Source organism: Pseudomonas sp. BC42, assembly GCF_021560055.1.
Taxonomy (GTDB): domain Bacteria; phylum Pseudomonadota; class Gammaproteobacteria; order Pseudomonadales; family Pseudomonadaceae; genus Aquipseudomonas.
In genome coordinates this window covers 2,067,998-2,083,643 of record NZ_CP091067.1, presented here as the reverse complement: position 1 = coordinate 2,083,643, position 15,646 = coordinate 2,067,998, and the positions used below count along the sequence as shown (strand labels likewise).

The window sequence follows — 15,646 nt, the reverse complement described above, 5'->3', positions numbered from 1 at the left end:
CTCCTACAGGGCCAGGGGCATTGGCCAAATCGGTAAAACAGCGGCTTTCACCAGGTTTTCCCAGCTTCGTAACATTTACTTTCATATCGCCTTTCAGGATTCACGATTCTCATTCGTCTTAATTAGATGCAGCAGGCCGCGTTGGCCACGGCTATGCCCCGGGTGTTTTGCCCCGGGGCCGGCCGAAGGTTCCAGTGCCGCTCCACTCCTCGAATCAAGACGCCCACTCCATGTCGAAGAAGTCCCGTTCAAAAATCTGGTTTCTGGTGCACAGCTGGCTGGCCCTGCCCATCTGGTTCTTCGTGCTGATCGTCTGTGTCACCGGCACCCTGGCGGTGGTCAGCCAGGAGATCGTGTGGCTGGCCAATCCGGATATCCGAGCCAGTAAACCCAGCGATGATGCCCAGCCGCTCAATTACGACCAGATCGTGGCGGCCATCAAGCAGGCCGACCCCAGCACCCGCATCGATACCATCGTGACCCCGGACGAAAGCCATTTCGCCCTGAGTGTCAGCGTCAGCTACCCGGACGGCCGCTCACCGACGCTCTACGTCAACCCCTATACCGGGGCCATCCAGGGCACCAGCCCAGTGTTCGACTTCCAGGGCTTCACCCGGGCCCTGCATGGCTGGTGGCTGGTGCCCTTCACCAACGGCTACAGCTGGGGTTGGTACCTGGTGTCGTTCCTCGGCCTGCCGCTGCTGATTTCGTTGATCACCGGGCTGGTGGTCTACAAGAAGTTCTGGAAGGGCTTTCTCAAGCCGACCCTGCGCCTGCGCCATGGGGCACGGATCTTCTGGGGCGACTTCCACCGCCTGAGCGGCATCTGGTCCATCTGGTTTATCACGGTGATCTCGATCACCGGCATCTGGTTCCTGATCGAGGCCGTGCTCGCCGACAACCACATCAGCATTTCCAGCCAACCCATTGTTCCGGTCATCGCCCGGGAGCAAGTGCCGACCACCACCGACGGCAGCCCCGCGCCGATGATCGGCCTGGACCAGGCCATCGGCATCGCCACCCAGAAGATCCCCGGTTTCGACATCAGCTTCGTCAGCCTGCCAAGCAATGCCTACAGCCACCTGTACGTAGGCGGTCGTGGCTGGTACCCGCTGATGTACCAGACCGCCAACATCAACCCCTACACCGGCTCCCTGGACACCTCTCACCTGCTGGGGGACCGCAACACCCTGGAGTTCGTCACCGAGTCCATGCGCCCGCTGCACACCGGAGATTTTGGCGGGATCTGGGTCAAGCTGATCTGGTTCTTCTTCGGCCTGGTGCTGAGCATGATGGTCCTCAGCGGGCTGTTGATCTGGACCAAGCGCACCGCCCTGGCCACCGCCAACGCCCTCAAGCGTGAGGAGAAGGCCGCCCGGGCGCGTCCCGCGAGCAAACCCGTACCGACGCCCACCCCGGCCATGAGCATCGAAACTTCGGAGAGCCACCCGTGAGCCAGACCCACAGCGCAACCGCGCCTTCGCAGCTGAGCCGGCTTTGGCATAAATGGCGCTTTCACCTGAACATCCTGCTGTTGCTGATCCCCCTGGGCTTCATGCCCAAGTACCTCGCCGATGCGTCGTTGTTTCGCGGCGACAGCGGCCTGGGGGAACGGGAGATCGGTGAAATCCAGGTCGGCCCCTGGAGCCTGCGTCTGGCCGAGATGCGCAACGAAGCGCCCCGCAGCGATGGCCCCGCCGGCTACCTGAAAAGCTTCAACGCCGCCCTGTGCCAGGCCTGCATCGAACCGGTCAAGGCCACCTACCTGCGCATCGGCAAGCCCCGCAGCCTGCGGGCCGCCGGGGTGATCTTCTTCGGCAGCCCGTACCGCATGGGGGCCAGCCTGCCGATTCCGGAAAAGACCAAAGCCGACGCCGAGCTGTGGATCACCCTGGAAGGCTGGGACGGCAGCATGCACCAGGCATCCATTCCCCTGAGCCTGGCCTCGCCCGCCACCGTGGCCTGGCTCGAAAAACAAGGAGGCACACGATGACCCGCGCAGTACCCCCCCGGCGCCTTGGCGCCCTGGCCCTGTTGCTGCTGGCCGGCGCCTTCAGCCACAGCGCCCTGGCCCACAACCCGATGTGCGAGTGCAAGGCCATCGACGCCGAGCAGATCCGCTGCACCGGTGGTTTTTCCGATGGCAGCGGCGCGCCGGGAGTGACCCTGGACGTGATCGGCTACGACGAAACCATCCTCGTGCCGGGCAAGCTCGGCAGCGATTCGACCCTGACCTTCAAGAAGCCTTCCAGCGAGTTCTACGTGCTGTTCGATGCAGGCCCCGGCCACGTGGTCGAGATCGACCAAGCGGATATCGAGGCCCCATGACTCCTGCCACCACCCAGGTCGTGCGCCCCGCCGGCGCCGGCCACGAAACCCTCTACGTCCTGTTGCTGTGCCTGCTGATTCTGTGTGTCGCCGGCAGCGTGGTGCTGTGGCGCGGCGAAACAGTCGAAACCGCCAGCGTCGCCAGCCACCAACTGGACGCCCGTCGCGACCTCAGCGCCGGCGAGCAAGGGATCTATGCCGACCTGCGGGTGACCCTCGACGAGATCCACCTGCTGCACGCCGAACACCAGAGCCTGCCGAGCCCGGAGCAACTGGCCGCGGAAGGCTTCGCCCCTTTCGCCCAGGACGCCAGTTCGGTCAGCCGTGGCGGCCACGCCTGGCAATTGCACGAACAGGCCTACCTGGGCCTGAGCCAGAACCCGCAAGTGGCCGGCTCCTTCCTGATGCGCCTGGATACCGAGAATCAGGCCAAGGTGGACATCTGGCTCAACCGCGCCCCATCCGTCGCCGTGCCGGTCGATCTCAGCGACGCGACGCTGGCCGCCGCCGGCTGGCAACAGGTGGTCGCGCAATTCGATGCCGGGGTGACTCGCCAGCATCGTCACTGATCTTTTTGCATTCACCCGAGAGAAGAACGCTAGCCATGCCCATTTCATCGCAACGCCGCCCATTCCTGCGGGTGCTGCTGGTCAGCCTGCTGGCCCTGGTGCTCAGCCCCGTGGTCAGCGCCGACCCGGCCAAGCGCCTGCGCATCGGTATCACCCTGCACCCTTATTACAGCTACGTAGCGAACATCGTCGGCGACAAGGCCGAGGTGGTGCCGCTGATTCCCGCCGGCTTCAACCCCCACGCCTACGAGCCCCGGGCCGAGGACATCAAGCGCATCGGCAGCCTGGACGTGATCGTCCTCAACGGCGTGGGCCACGATGACTTCGCCGATCGCATGATCGCCGCCAGCGAGCGCCCGGACATCCCGCTGATCGAAGCCAACGAGAACGTGCCGCTGCTAGCCGCCACCGGGGTCGCCGCCCGGGGCGCCGGCAAGGTGGTCAACCCGCACACCTTTCTCTCCATCAGCGCGTCCATCGCCCAGGTCAACAACATCGCCCGCGAGCTGGGCAAGCTGGACCCGGCCAACGCCAAGACCTACACCCAGAACGCCCGGGCCTACGGCAAGCGCCTGCGCCAGTTGCGCGCCGACGCCCTGGCCAAGCTGACCCAGGCGCCCAATGCCGACCTGCGGGTGGCCACGGTGCACGCCGCCTACGACTACCTGCTGCGCGAGTTCGGCCTGCAAGTCACCGCGGTGGTGGAACCGGCCCACGGCATCGAGCCCAGCCCCAGCCAGTTGAAGAAGACCATCGACCAACTGCGCGAGCTGGACGTCAAGGTGATCTTCTCGGAGATGGACTTCCCCTCCACCTACGTCGAGACCATCCAGCGCGAGTCCGGGGTCAAGCTCTACCCGCTGTCGCACATTTCCTACGGCGACTACAGCGCCGACAAGTACGAGAAGGAGATGAAAGGCAACCTCGACACCGTGGTCCGGGCCATCCAGGAGGCCGGGGCATGACCGCCATCGAAACCCTGCTGCGCGGTCCGGCCGTCGAGTTCGACCAGGTCGGCCTGACCCTGGGCCGCACCACCATCCTCGACCGCGTGACCTTCCAGGTGCAGCCCGGCAGCGTGCACGCGCTGGTGGGCCCCAACGGCGGCGGCAAGAGCTCGCTGATCAAGACCCTGCTGGGGCAGATGCCGCACCAGGGCCAACTGCGCCTGCAATGGCCCGGCGCCCCCGGCACCATCGGCTACGTGCCCCAGGCCCTGGAATTCGACCGTGGCCTGCCGATGACCGTGGACGACTTCATGGCCGCCATGTGCCAGCGGCGCCCGGCCTTCCTCGGCCTGAGCCGGCATTTCGCCCAGGCGATTGGCGACGCCCTGGAACGGGTCGGCATGCAGGACAAGCGCAAGCGACGCATGGGCGCGCTGTCCGGCGGTGAACGCCAGCGGGTGCTGCTGGCCCAGGGCCTGATCCCGGCCCCGCAACTGCTGGTGCTGGACGAACCGATGTCGGCCCTGGACGAAGCCGGGATCCAGGTCTTCGAACGCCTGCTCCACGACTGGCGCCAGAGCGGCATCACCCTGCTGTGGATCGAGCACGACCTGGAAGCCGTGGGCCGCCTGGCAGACCGGGTCACCGGCCTCAACCGCCGGGTGCTGTTCGACGGTCCGGCGCAACAGACCCTGACCCCGGAGCGCCTGCTCAGCCTGTTCTCCACCCATCCACGAGCCGCCGGGAGCGCTGCCTGATGACCTATGAAGCTTTTCGCCTGATGGTCCAGGGCTGGGCCTCGGCCGGCTACCTGCCCGAAGCCCTGGCCTACGGGTTCGTGGTCAATGCGCTGCTGGCCGGCCTGCTGATCGGGCCGGTGCTCGGTGGACTGGGGACCCTGGTGGTGGTCAAGCGCTTCGCCTTCTTCTCTGAAGCCGTGGGCCACGCGGCGCTGACCGGGGTGGCCATCGGCATCCTGCTGGGCGAGCCCTACACCGGCCCCTACGGCAGCCTGTTCGGCTACTGCCTGCTGTTCGGCATCCTCCTCAACTACCTGCGCAACCGCACCGGGCTGGCCCCGGACACCCTGATCGGGGTGTTTCTCTCGGTGTCCCTGGCCCTGGGCGCCAGCCTGCTGCTGATCCTGGCTGGCAAGATCAACGTGCACATCCTGGAGAACGTGCTGTTCGGCTCGGTGCTCACGGTCAACGGCAACGACCTCTTGGTGCTGTTGATCGTCGGCGCCCTGGTGCTGGGCCTGAGCCTGCCGCTGTACAACCGCATCATGCTGGCCAGCTTCAACCCGCAGCTGGCGGCGGTGCGCGGGGTGGCGGTGAAGACCCTGGACTACCTGTTCGTGATCCTGGTGACCCTGATCACCGTGGCGGCGGTCAAGGTCATCGGCGCGATCCTGGTGGGCGCGCTGCTGGTGATTCCGGCCGCTGCCGCCCGCCTGCTCAGCCAGTCGCTCAAGGGCTTCTTCTGGATCTCGGTGAGCATCGCCACTGTCAGCACCCTGTGCGGCATCTTGCTGCCGATCATCTTCGACCTGCCGGTGCCCTCCGGCGCGGCCATCATCCTGGTGGCCGGCGTGGCCTTCGCCCTGGCCGCCATCGCCCGCGGCACTGTCCCCAGCCTGAAAGGGAATATCGGATAAATGCACAGTTCACTGCGTCACTTGTCATTGCGTCAGCTGAGCCTGGCCCTGATCCTCGGCGGCCTGATCAGCACCCCGGCCCTGGCCGAGCGCGACCACTTCGAGCCGATGCGCGTGGTGGCCAGCCATGGCATGGGCAATACCGCGCTGCACAGCGCCGCCTCGCAGAAACCGCTGACGGTGCTGGCCTCGCTGCCGGTGACCTTCGGCCTGGGGCAGATCCTGCTGCAAGGCACCCCCATCAAGCTGGAGCGGGCGGCCCCGGCCAACCTCCCCGGCTCGCGGCAGACCGCCTATTTCACCGGGCGCGGCGCCCCGGCCCTGAGCAAGCTGGCGCTGGATGCCGACGCGGTGATCGGCTTGCGCTCGATCTGGCCGGACGACCCGCTGTACCCCAACGCCCGGCGCAGCAACATCCGCATCGTCGAAATCGATGCCGCCCGCCCGGTGGATGGCGCCCTGCCCGGGGTGGCCCTGCAACCGGGCCAGCGCGACGGGCTCAACGCCCAGCCCTGGCTGTCCAGCAACAACCTGGGGCGCATGGCGGATGTGCTCGCCGCCGACCTGGCACGCCTGGCCCCCGAAGCCAAGCCCCAGATCGAGCGCAACCTGGCGGGGCTGAAACAACGCCTGCTGAAACTCAGCGCCGACAGCGAAGCGCGCCTGGCCGAGGCCGACAACCTCAGCGTGCTGAGCCTCTCCGAGCACTTTGGCTATCTGGTCAGCGGCCTGAACCTGGAGCTGGTGGAAGTCGACGCCCGCGCCGACAACGAATGGACGCCCGAAGCCCTGCAGAAGCTGCAAGCCCGGCTCAAGGACAACGACGTGGCCCTGGTCCTGCACCACCGCCAGCCGTCCGAGGCACTGAAAGCCGCCATCAGCGCCGGTGGCAGCCAGTTGCTGGTGCTGGAAACCGACAGCGCCGACCCGCTCGGCGAACTGGAAGGCAACCTGCAAAAAGTCACCCAGGCCCTGGCCTTGTAGCCGCTGCCGCAGGCTGCGAACGGCCCGCAGGGACGCGGCGTTCGGCGGGCGATAGCCAGGCAAGGTCCTGCGGACCTTTGCGCAGCTTCGCCATGGCTCTGCAGCGGCTACAGTCGGCATCAGGGGCCGCTTACATATTTGCTCAAGATTGTGCTCATTGCCCGGTGCTAGTCTGCGCTTCGCAAAAATGCCCAGACAGGACCCCCACGCCATGAGCGAATACCTGACACTCAACAAGACCAATTGGGACGAACGCGCGCCCTTGCACGCCGCCTCGGCGGATTACGCGGTGCAGCGCTTCGTCGATGACCCGCAGTTTCTCTCCGACGTGGTGCAGTTCGACCGCCCCCTGCTGGGCGACATCCAGGGCCTGCGCGGTGTGCATCTGCAATGCCATATCGGCACCGACACCCTGTCCCTGGCCCGCCTCGGCGCGCAGATGAGCGGGTTGGATTTTTCCTCGGCGTCCCTGGCTGAAGCCCGGACCCTGGCCCAACGCTGCCATACACCCATCGACTACCACGAGTCGGACGTGTTCCTGGCCGCCGAGGTGTTGCCAAAGGGCAGCTTCGATCTGGTCTACACCGGCATCGGCGCGCTGTGCTGGCTGCCGAGCATCGAGCGCTGGGCACAGACCGTCGGCGCCCTGCTCAAGCCCGGTGGCCGGCTGTTTATCCGCGAAGGGCACCCGATGCTCTGGGCCCTGAATGAAGATCACAGCGACTCGCTGCGGGTGGAATACCCCTACTTCGAACGCAGCGAGCCGCTGGTCTGGGAGGACGAAAACACCTACGTGCAAACCGAAAGCAGCCTCAAGGCCACGGTGACCCACGAATGGAACCACGGCCTGGGGGAAATCATCAGCGCCTTGCTGGCCCAGGGCCTGGAAATCACCGGGCTGGTGGAGCACCAGAGCATTCCCTGGGAGGCCCTGCCCGGGCAGATGGTGGTGGATGAACGCGGCGAATGGCGACTCAAGCAAGCGCCATGGCGCCTGCCACTGAGCTACACCCTGCAGGCCGTCAAGCGCAGCGCCTGATCGCCGGGCATGAAAACCCCGTCAAGCTCAAGAAGCCAGCGCCTTTGTAGCCGCTGCCGCAGGCTGCGAACGGCTCCGCAGGAGGCGCTGCTCTTGAGATCGCTGAAGGGCCTGTGGCCCTTTGCGCAGCTTCGCCGTGGCTCAGCAGCGGCTACAGCAATAATCTCGATCCGGATTTCTGTAGCCGCTGCCGCAGGCTGCGAACGACTCCGCAGGAGGCGCTGCTCTTGAGAACGCAAAAGGGCCTGCGGCCCTTGGCGCAGCTTCGCCGTGGCTCAGCAGCGGCTACAGCAATAATCTCGATCCGGGTTTTTGTAGCCGCTGCCGCAGGCTGCGAACGGCTCCGTAGGAGGCGCTGCTCTTGAGAACGCTGAAGGGCCTGCGGCCCTTTGCGCAGCTTCGCCGTGGCTCAGCAGCGGCTACAGGCCTTGCAGATCAGCCGGCCACGGCCTGCTGGTCCATCTTCTGGCGCAGGCTCAGGGGGCGCATGTCGGTCCAGACTTCTTCGATGTAGGCCAGGCACTCCTTCTTGAAACCGCTCTTGCCCACGGTGCGCCAACCTTGCGGCACGGCCTTGTAGTCGGGCCAGATCGAGTATTGCTCTTCGTGGTTGACCACCACCTGGAACAGGATGTCCTCACGGTCGAATACTGAAGTCATTGCTTGTCTCCGTCGTTAATAAGGTGTGCCGCGCCCCAGGCGTGGCAGTTGTGTAGAAGGAACGAACCAGGGCCGAGAAAAATTAGAGGCTGGCCACCGCGGCGGCCACTGCCTTGCTGAAGATGTCCGCCACCTGATCGATCTGCGCCGCGCTGATGATCAGCGGCGGCAGGAAGCGCACCACGCTGCCATGGCGCCCGCCCAGTTCGAGGATCAGGCCGCGCTTGAGGCATTCACGCTGCACCAGGGGAGCCAGGCGCAAATGCTGTGGCGGATGGCCCTGGGCGTCCGGCGCGCCGGCCGGGTCCACCAGCTCGACGCCGAGCATCAGGCCACGGCCGCGGACATCCCCCAGTTGCGGGTAGTCGCGCTGCAGGATCAGCAGGTGCTCGCGCAAACGCTGACCCATCGCGGCCGCGTGTTCGGGCAGCCGCTGTTCCTTGAGGTAGCGCATCACCGCGGAACCGGTGGCCATGGCCATCTGATTGCCGCGGAAGGTGCCCGCGTGCGCCCCCGGCTGCCAGGTGTCGAGCCAGTCGCGATAGACCATCACCGCCAGCGGCAGGCTGCCGCCGATGGCCTTGGACATCACCACCACATCGGGAATGATCCCGGCGTGCTCGAAGGCGAACATCTTGCCGGTGCGACCAAAGCCGCTCTGGATTTCATCGACGATCAGCGCCACCCCGGCCTGCTCGGTGATGCGCCGCAACCCTCGCAGCCAGTCCAGGTCCGCCGGGATCACCCCGCCCTCGCCCTGCACCGCCTCGACGATCACCGCCGCCGGCAGGGCCACGCCCGCTTCAGGATCGTTCAGCAGGTTTTCCAGGTAATGCAGGTTGACCTTGACCCCCTCGGCGCCACCGAGCCCGAACGGGCAACGGTAGTCGTAGGGGAACGGCAGAAACTGCACGCCGTTGTTGAGCAAGCCGGCCAGGGCCCGCTTGGGCCCCAGGCTGCCCATCAGGCTCAGCGCGCCCTGGCTCATGCCGTGGTAACCGCCCTGGAACGACAGCACAGTGCTGCGCCCGGTGGCGGTGCGCACCAGTTTCAGCGCGGCTTCCACGGCGTCGGTGCCGGTGGGGCCGCAGAACTGGATCCTGGCTTCGGCGGCCAGGGCCTCGGGCAACAGGCCGAACAGATCCTGGACGAACTGGTCCTTGACCGGGGTGGTCAGGTCCAGGGTCAACAGCGGCAGTTCATCGGCCAGTACCTGCCGGATCGCGGCGATCACCACCGGGTGGTTGTGGCCCAAGGCCAGGGTCCCGGCACCGGCCAGGCAATCGATGAAACGCCGGCCTTCGACATCCTCGACATGAATGCCACTGGCCCGCTTCAGGGCCAGGGGGATGCGCCGTGGGTAGCTGCGGGCATTGGATTCCTGACGGTTCTGACGGGCCAGCAGGGGCGACTCGTCGAACTGGTAAAGCGTCTCGGCCGGGATGGCGGCAAGGGCCACCGGCTGATCGTCCATAAGGCTGGTAACGGCTGACATGTCTCGAACCCTCGCGCTGCAATTTGAGCAAAACGGCCACCGGCCGAATGCGCAGCCCAAGCGCGGGTGCACACTGACAGGTTTTCCTGTTCTAAAAACGCACCAGCGAGGTCGGGATTTACACCCCAGGGCGAGGAAATTGCACATACCGCCCCGTAGGAGCCAGCTTGCTGGCGAAGGCGATCTCAAGGGCCCCTTCGCTGGCAAGCCAGCTCCTACGGTGGGCAGGCGGAACGTACAAGGCCCTGTAGGAGCCAGCTTGCTGGCGAAAACGGTCTCACGGGCCTCTTCGCTGGCAAGCCAGCGCCTGCGGCGGGCAGGCGGAACGTACAAGGCCCTGTAGGAGCCAGCTTGCTGGCGAAGGCGGTCTCAAAGGCCCCTTCGCTGGCAAGCCAGCGCCTGCGGCGGGCGGTGATGGGTCAGGCGGGGTGGGCAGGCAGGGTCAGTTCGACCCGCAGGCCGTCAGGACGGCTGTCGAAGTTCAGCTCGCAGCCGCAGCGCTGGACGATGGCCTGGACAATCGCCAGGCCCAGTCCGCACCCCGTGCTCTGGCTGTTGCGCCAGAAGCGCTGGGTCAGGTGCTGCAGGTCTTCCTGGGCAATCCCCGGACCATGGTCACGCACCTGGAAACGCAGGCGACCGGCCACCAGCTCCAGGTTCAACTCCACCGGGCAGTCTTGCGGGGTGTGGCGCAGGGCGTTGTCCAACAGGTTGCGCAAGGCGGCAATCGCCAGGGTCGAGGGCATGGCCACCGGGGCCTCGGCGGCGTGCTCTCCCAGGTGCACCTTGACCCGCTGCCGGGCGCCCACGGCGGCATCCTGGATTGCCAGGCGAACCACTTGCTCGGCATTGCAGTGCACGCCGTCATCGAACGACAGGCTGCCCTCGACCCGAGCCAGCAACAGCAGTTGCTCCAGGGTCCGGTGCAGGCGGTCGGCGCCCTCCTCGGCCCGGGCCAGGGATTGATCCCGGGCCGCACCGTCGGTCATGCGCGCCACCTGCAGGTGGGTCTTGATCGCGGTCAGCGGGCTGCGCAATTCATGGGCGGCATCACCAGTCAGGCGGCGTTCGCGTTCGATGGTCTTGGCGATGCGCTGGAACAGCTGGTTCTGGGTGTCCACCAGCGGCCGCAATTCGCTGGGCATGGGCTGGATCTGCAACGGCTCCAGGGAGTCGGCGCTGCGGCGCATCAGCGCGTCGCGAATCCGGTTCAACGGCGCCAGGCTCTGGCCGATGCCCAGCCACAACAGCCACAGACAGCCCAGCAAGGCCACCCCCACCGGCACCGAAGCGGCCAGCAGCACCGACATGTTCAGGGCTTCGCGTTCCACCTGGCGGTCGGCGGTGGTGATGCGCAGATCACCGCGCACCAGGGTGAAGGTGCGCCAGGGCGCGCCGTCGATCATCTGGTCATGAAAGCCCAGTTTCTCGGCTTCCAGGGTGTGTTCAGGCGTGCTGTGGCTACGGGCCAGGACCTGCCCGCGCAGGGAGCTGACCTGGCAGGCCATGCCCCCGGGAATGGTCAAGGCCGCGCTGGCAATGGGATGGGCATGGGTGTCGGAAGGCAGCGCCGGCATCTGTTCCAGCAGGCCGGCCACCATGCGCGCCGACGCCACCAGGCGTTGGTCCAGGGAAAACATCATCTGATTGCGCAGATCGCTGAGCATCCAGGCCGCGGCCAGGGTCCAGATCAGAATGAAGGCAGCGCCCAGGGTCACGCTCAGGCGCAGGCGCAGGCTCCTCACTTATGACTTCTCCTGGCCATCGGCCGGCCCCAGGCGATAGCCCAGGCCGCGCACCGTCTCGACGATGCCGTTGCCGAGTTTGCGCCGCAGGTGGTGGATGTGCACGTTGAGGGCGTTGCTTTCCAGCTCATCGTTGAACCCGTAGACGCTGTCCTTGAGCTGTTCGCTGGACAGCACCCGGCCGCGGTTGTGCAGCAGGGCCTGGAGCAGCGCCTGTTCGCGCCGGGACAGGTCCACCGGTTCGCCGCCCAGGCGGGTTTCCCGGGTGCTGGGGTCGTAGGTCAGGCGCCCGTGCTCGATCAGGTTGACGCTGCGCCCCGCCACCCGGCGCAACAGGGTGTGCAGGCGCGCCGCCAGTTCCCGCAGGTCGAAGGGCTTGAGCAGGTAATCGTCGGCCCCGGCCTGCAGGCCGTCGACCCGATCGCTCACCGAGTCGCGGGCGGTGAGGATCAGCACCGGAATCTCCAGGCCCTGCTGGCGCTGTTGCTTGAGCAACTTCAAACCATCTTCATCCGGCAGGCCCAAGTCCAGTACCATCACGTCGAAATCGGCCACGCCGAGCATGGCCCGCGCCGCCGAGGCAGAGGCCACATGCTCGACCGTCAGGCCCTGGGCCGTGAGGCCGGCGACTATTCCGCTGGCAATCAGCTCATCATCTTCACAGACAAGTACGTGCATGGTCGGTCCTGTAACGAAAGGCGTTGATTAGGCAGGCAGCGGATTAAGCGGACATTATGCCCGGCGCCGCCCTGCAACAACCCAAGTATGGTTAATCATCGGTTAATCAGGACCCGCCATTGTGCTTCCCACTTGCACCGGTTTAAGGCTTGACCATGCGTCGATTGCTCATCTTGCTGTTTATGCTGTTCACCACCCTGGCAGAAGCCGGCAACAATCCGTTCGAGGTCAAGCCTGACTTCCTGCCGGTGGACAAGGCCTTCACCTTCACCTCCGAGCGCCTGCCTTCCGGGGAAACCCAGCTGTTCTGGCAGATTGCCGACGGCTACTACCTGTACCAGAAGCGCCTGAAGTTCGACGGCCTGGCCCAGGACCATCAGCCGGCCCTGCCGGACGGCGAACACCACAGCGACGAGTTCTTCGGCGAACAGACGGTGTATCGCCAGGGCCTGGAAGTGAAGCTGCCGGCAGCCGCCAGCGGCAAGGTCAAGCTGGGCTGGCAGGGCTGCGCCGACGCCGGCCTGTGCTACCCGCCACAGACCCTGGAGGTCAACCTGGGGGGCGCCCCCGCCGTTGCCGCCGGCAACAGCGCCGCAACCGGCAACGGCACGGCCCAGGACCAACTGCTGGCCAACGACCTGCAACAAAAATCCTGGGGCCTGGGCCTGCTGGCCTTCTTCGGCTTCGGCCTGCTGCTGGCCTTCGCCCCTTGCTCACTGCCGATGCTGCCGATCCTCGCGGGGATCGTGGTCGGCAGCGGCGCCAGCCCGCGTCGGGGCCTCGCCCTGGCCTCCAGCTACGTGCTGTGCATGGCCCTGGTGTATGCCGGCATGGGGGTGATCGCCGCCCTGCTGGGCAGCAACCTGCAGGCCTGGTTGCAACAGCCCTGGGTGCTGGGCAGCTTTGCCGCGCTGTTCGTGCTGCTGGCGCTGCCGATGTTCGGCTTCTTTGAACTGCAAATGCCGGCGTTTCTGCGCGACCGCCTGGAGGGCGCCAGCCGCCAGCGCCAGGGCGGCAGCCTGATCGGCTGTGGCGCTCTCGGCGCGCTGTCGGCGCTGTTGGTGGGCCCGTGCATGACCGCGCCCCTGGCCGGTGGCCTGCTGTACATCGCCCAGACCGGCAATGCCCTGTTTGGCGGCCTGGCGCTGTTCGCCCTGGGCCTGGGCATCGGCCTGCCGCTGCTGTTGCTGGTGACCCTGGGCAACCGCTTCCTGCCCAAGCCGGGGCCCTGGATGAACCTGCTCAAGGGCGTGTTCGGCTTCCTGTTCCTCGGCACCGCCATCTATATGTTGCGCCCGGTGCTCGACACCAGCCTGTGGATCGGTCTGTGGGGCGCCCTGGCCCTGGTACTGGCCTATTGCGCCTGGCAGCAACGGGCCATCGCCGGGCGCCTGCTGCACCTGTTCGGCGCCGCCGCCGTGCTGTTCGGCCTGTGGGGCAGCGTGCTGCTGGTGGGCGCCGCTGGTGGCAGCGATGACCTGTGGCGACCGCTGAAGGTCTACAGCGGTGGCAACGTGGCCAGCAGCGCCACCGCCCACGATGCCTTCACCACCGTCAAGTCGCCCGGCGAGCTGCAACGTGCCCTGGACAGCGCCCAGGCCCAGGGCCAATGGGTGCTGCTGGACTACTACGCCGACTGGTGCGTGTCCTGCAAGATCATGGAGAAAACCGTGTTCGGCCAGCCCCAAGTCCTCGACGCCCTGAAGGACGTGCGCCTGCTGCGCCTGGACGTGACCCTGGACAACGCCGACGGCCGCGAACTGCTGGGCCGCTACAAGGTGCCGGGGCCACCGAGCATGCTGTGGATCGGCCCGGACGGCAGCGAACGCCGCAGCCAGCGCATCACCGGTGAAGTGGATGCCAACACCTTCCTGCAACGCTGGACCCAGACCCGGGAAGCCCGTTGATGCTGACCTTTACCATCGGCACCTTCGCCATCGCCCTCAACCACCTGCTGCTGATCAGTGCCTTGGCCCTGGCCACCCTGGTGGGCTGGCGGGTGGCCAAGCGCGGCGGCGACAACCCGGAATCGGTGCTGTTCATGCTGTTCCTGCTGGGCATGCTCGCGGCGCGGATCTGCTTCGTCATCGCTTACTGGAAGCACTACCAGCACAACCTGTGGCTGATCATCGACCTGCGCGACGGCGGCTTCCTGGCCTGGCCGGGGGTCATCTTCATGCTCCTGGCAGCCCTGGCCTGGGGCTGGAAACGCCCACCGCTGCGCCGCCCGCTGGGCGCCGGTATCGCCAGCGGCCTGGCCTTCTGGCTGCTGGCCAGCCTGTCCCTGACGCTCTACGATCAGGGCACCCGCCTGCCGGAAATGCCCCTGCGCAATGCCACAGGCGACACCGTGCAGCTCACCGACTACCAGGGTGGGCCACTGGTGATCAACCTCTGGGCCACCTGGTGCCCGCCGTGCCGGCGAGAAATGCCGGTCCTGGAGCGCGCTCAGCAGCAACGTCCGGACCTGACCTTCCTGTTCGTCAACCAGGGCGAAAGCATGCAAAGCGTGGCCACCTTCCTCGCCACCCAGGAACTCAACCTGGACAACGTACTGTTCGACAGCGGCGGCCGCCTGGGCCAGGCCGTGGGCTCCATGGCCCTGCCCACTACACTGTTCTACAGCGCCGACGGCCGCCTGCTGAGCAGTCACCTGGGTGAACTCTCGGAAGCCAGCCTGGCCCGTGCCCTGGAAAACTTCGACGACGCCCATCCGACCCCGGTCGCCCCTGCAAGGAAACTGCCATGCCCTTCATCCGCCACCTGCTGAGCCTGTCCCTGGGCGCAGCCCTGCTCAACGCGCCGCTGCTGCAGGCCGAAGAACTGCCCGCACCGATCCGCAAGATCGAAGAAAAAGGCGCCAAGATCATCGGCAGCTTCGATGCCCCGGATGGCCTCAAGGGCTACGCCGCGCAGTACCAGAACCGTGGCATGACCCTGTACCTCACCCCGGACGGCAAGCACGTGCTGCTGGGCAACCTGTACGACGCCGACGGCAAGGACCTGAGCGCCGAACCCTTGCAGAAGCTGGTCTACGCACCGATGGCCAAGGAAGTCTGGAACAAGCTGGACAAAAGCAACTGGATCGCCGATGGCAAGGACGACGCACCGCGCATCGTCTACCTGTTCAGCGACCCCAACTGCCCCTACTGCAACATGTTCTGGGAGCAGGCCCGGCCCTGGGTCAAAGCCGGCAAGGTGCAGCTACGGCATATCATGGTGGGCATCATCCGCGAAGACAGCCCGGGCAAATCCGCCGCCCTGCTGGCCGCCAAGGACCCGCAACAGGCCCTGCAAGAGCATGAGAAAGCCGGCAAGGGCAGCGCCCTGAAACCCCTGGCGAGCATTCCCGCGGCCGTGCAGGCCAAGCTCGACGCCAACATGAAACTGATGGAGGAACTGGAGCTGTCGGCGACCCCGGCGATCTTCTACCTCGACGACAAGGGCGACTTGCAACAACAGCAGGGCGCCCCGGCCCCGAGCAAGCTGACGCAGATTCTCGGCCCGAAATAAGCGAGATGCCCCCATCCCTGAACTAGTAATG

Annotated in this window: 16 protein-coding genes; 12 read left to right on the top strand and 4 right to left on the bottom strand. The window is 66.3% G+C overall.

Annotated features, from left to right (window positions below; all coding sequences use genetic code 11):
* The first annotated feature begins 230 nt into the window (after positions 1-230).
* The 9 genes from L1O02_RS09875 to L1O02_RS09835 all read left to right on the top strand — a co-directional run bounded on the left by L1O02_RS09875 (position 231) and on the right by L1O02_RS09835 (position 7,524).
* Positions 231-1,454, top strand: coding sequence for a PepSY domain-containing protein (locus L1O02_RS09875; protein WP_060840345.1), 1,224 nt, complete (start codon positions 231-233; stop codon positions 1,452-1,454).
* Positions 1,451-1,993, top strand: a complete 543-nt coding sequence (locus L1O02_RS09870) for a thiamine pyrophosphate-binding protein (protein ID WP_108546030.1) — start codon at positions 1,451-1,453, stop codon at positions 1,991-1,993. Before L1O02_RS09875 ends, L1O02_RS09870 begins: the two co-directional genes overlap by 4 nt.
* Entirely contained in the window at positions 1,990-2,328 is a 339-nt protein-coding gene (locus L1O02_RS09865; protein ID WP_060844243.1) for a hypothetical protein, read from the top strand. The genes L1O02_RS09870 and L1O02_RS09865 overlap by 4 nt, the downstream gene beginning before the upstream one ends.
* Positions 2,325-2,897: a DUF6162 family protein gene (locus L1O02_RS09860; RefSeq protein ID WP_108546031.1), complete on the top strand. Its 573-nt coding sequence runs from the start codon at positions 2,325-2,327 to the stop codon at positions 2,895-2,897. Before L1O02_RS09865 ends, L1O02_RS09860 begins: the two co-directional genes overlap by 4 nt.
* Positions 2,898-2,932: 35 nt before the next feature.
* Positions 2,933-3,862, top strand: coding sequence for a metal ABC transporter substrate-binding protein (locus L1O02_RS09855; protein WP_108546032.1), 930 nt, complete (start codon positions 2,933-2,935; stop codon positions 3,860-3,862).
* A complete protein-coding gene (locus L1O02_RS09850) occupies positions 3,859-4,602 on the top strand; it encodes a metal ABC transporter ATP-binding protein (RefSeq protein WP_060840350.1) in 744 nt (247 codons plus the stop codon). Before L1O02_RS09855 ends, L1O02_RS09850 begins: the two co-directional genes overlap by 4 nt.
* Positions 4,602-5,501 (top strand): metal ABC transporter permease, encoded by a 900-nt coding sequence (locus L1O02_RS09845; protein ID WP_060844247.1) that lies wholly within the window; start codon positions 4,602-4,604, stop codon positions 5,499-5,501. Before L1O02_RS09850 ends, L1O02_RS09845 begins: the two co-directional genes overlap by 1 nt.
* The gene (locus L1O02_RS09840) at positions 5,502-6,485 is read left to right on the top strand and encodes a zinc ABC transporter substrate-binding protein (RefSeq protein WP_108546033.1); all 984 of its coding nucleotides are present in this window, start codon (positions 5,502-5,504) and stop codon (positions 6,483-6,485) included.
* 211 nt (positions 6,486-6,696) lie between these two features.
* Complete coding sequence (locus L1O02_RS09835) at positions 6,697-7,524, top strand: class I SAM-dependent methyltransferase (protein WP_060844249.1); 828 nt, start codon at positions 6,697-6,699, stop codon at positions 7,522-7,524.
* 435 nt (positions 7,525-7,959) lie between these two features.
* On the opposite strand, the gene L1O02_RS09830 is transcribed toward L1O02_RS09835, so the two are convergent.
* The 4 genes from L1O02_RS09830 to L1O02_RS09815 all read right to left on the bottom strand — a co-directional run bounded on the left by L1O02_RS09830 (position 7,960) and on the right by L1O02_RS09815 (position 12,102).
* Positions 7,960-8,184, bottom strand: a complete 225-nt coding sequence (locus L1O02_RS09830; protein ID WP_016965112.1) for an MbtH family protein — start codon at positions 8,182-8,184, stop codon at positions 7,960-7,962.
* 82 nt (positions 8,185-8,266) lie between these two features.
* Entirely contained in the window at positions 8,267-9,679 is a 1,413-nt protein-coding gene (locus tag L1O02_RS09825; RefSeq protein WP_108546034.1) for an aspartate aminotransferase family protein, read from the bottom strand.
* Positions 9,680-10,098: 419 nt separating this feature from the next.
* A complete protein-coding gene (locus L1O02_RS09820; RefSeq protein WP_060840356.1) occupies positions 10,099-11,424 on the bottom strand; it encodes an ATP-binding protein in 1,326 nt (441 codons plus the stop codon).
* Positions 11,425-12,102 (bottom strand): response regulator, encoded by a 678-nt coding sequence (locus L1O02_RS09815; RefSeq protein ID WP_108546035.1) that lies wholly within the window; start codon positions 12,100-12,102, stop codon positions 11,425-11,427.
* A 155-nt stretch (positions 12,103-12,257) separates the two neighbouring features.
* On the opposite strand from L1O02_RS09815, the gene dsbD reads away from it, so the two are divergent.
* The 3 genes from dsbD to dsbG are packed head-to-tail and all read left to right on the top strand — an operon-like array spanning position 12,258 to position 15,615.
* Entirely contained in the window at positions 12,258-14,009 is a 1,752-nt protein-coding gene (dsbD, locus tag L1O02_RS09810; protein WP_108546036.1) for a protein-disulfide reductase DsbD, read from the top strand.
* Positions 14,009-14,872: a TlpA disulfide reductase family protein gene (locus L1O02_RS09805; RefSeq protein ID WP_060840359.1), complete on the top strand. Its 864-nt coding sequence runs from the start codon at positions 14,009-14,011 to the stop codon at positions 14,870-14,872. Before dsbD ends, L1O02_RS09805 begins: the two co-directional genes overlap by 1 nt.
* Positions 14,848-15,615, top strand: a complete 768-nt coding sequence (dsbG, locus tag L1O02_RS09800) for a thiol:disulfide interchange protein DsbG (RefSeq protein WP_060844253.1) — start codon at positions 14,848-14,850, stop codon at positions 15,613-15,615. Before L1O02_RS09805 ends, dsbG begins: the two co-directional genes overlap by 25 nt.
* The last annotated feature ends 31 nt before the right edge of the window (positions 15,616-15,646 follow it).